The 475-nt window shown below is 56.6% G+C and carries 1 protein-coding gene; it reads left to right on the top strand.

Annotation, left to right across the window (positions count from 1 at the left end; all coding sequences use genetic code 11):
- On the top strand, window positions 1–352 hold a 352-nt coding region (gene tnpA, locus KNP06_RS15185), incomplete at its 5' end, for an IS200/IS605 family transposase (RefSeq protein ID WP_214789513.1).
- Between the last annotated feature and the right edge of the window lie 123 nt (window positions 353–475).

The following is a 475-nucleotide window of genomic DNA, read 5'->3' as shown; positions in this document are numbered from 1 at the left end:
TCATTTCGTGTTCTGCCCGAGGTATCGCCGAAAACTGTTCGATGACGACCTGTTCGAGCGACGGTTCAAAGAGATCGTCCACGATGTCTGCGAAGGGCTCGACATCCACCTCCTCGCCATCGAGTGCGACCGGGACCACACACATCTCTTCTTATCCGCATTGCCATCCATCAGCCCGTCCGACATCATGGCGCGCATCAAAGGCGTCTCGTCGAAGCGGCTCAGGGAGGAATTCCCACACCTCACACATCTCACGAGCCTCTGGACGAGATCCTTCTTCGTGTCGACGGCGGGAAACGTCTCCAGCGAGACCATCAAACGTTATGTCGAGGATCAAAAGACAAGGGGATGAGACCGTGTCGCAGACATTGACCGTGAACATCAAACTCCATCCGACGAAAGCGCAACAGGCCATCTTGGAGCGGATGATGGACACCTACATCCGCACGGCGAACCAGCTCGTCGCGGCCATGGT

The sequence above is a fragment of the Exiguobacterium sp. s21 genome (assembly GCF_018617975.1).
In the GTDB taxonomy this organism is placed as follows: Bacteria; Bacillota; Bacilli; order Exiguobacteriales; family Exiguobacteriaceae; genus Exiguobacterium; species Exiguobacterium mexicanum_A.
Note: the sequence above shows the minus strand (reverse complement) of the source record. Positions and strands in the feature narration are given on the sequence as shown.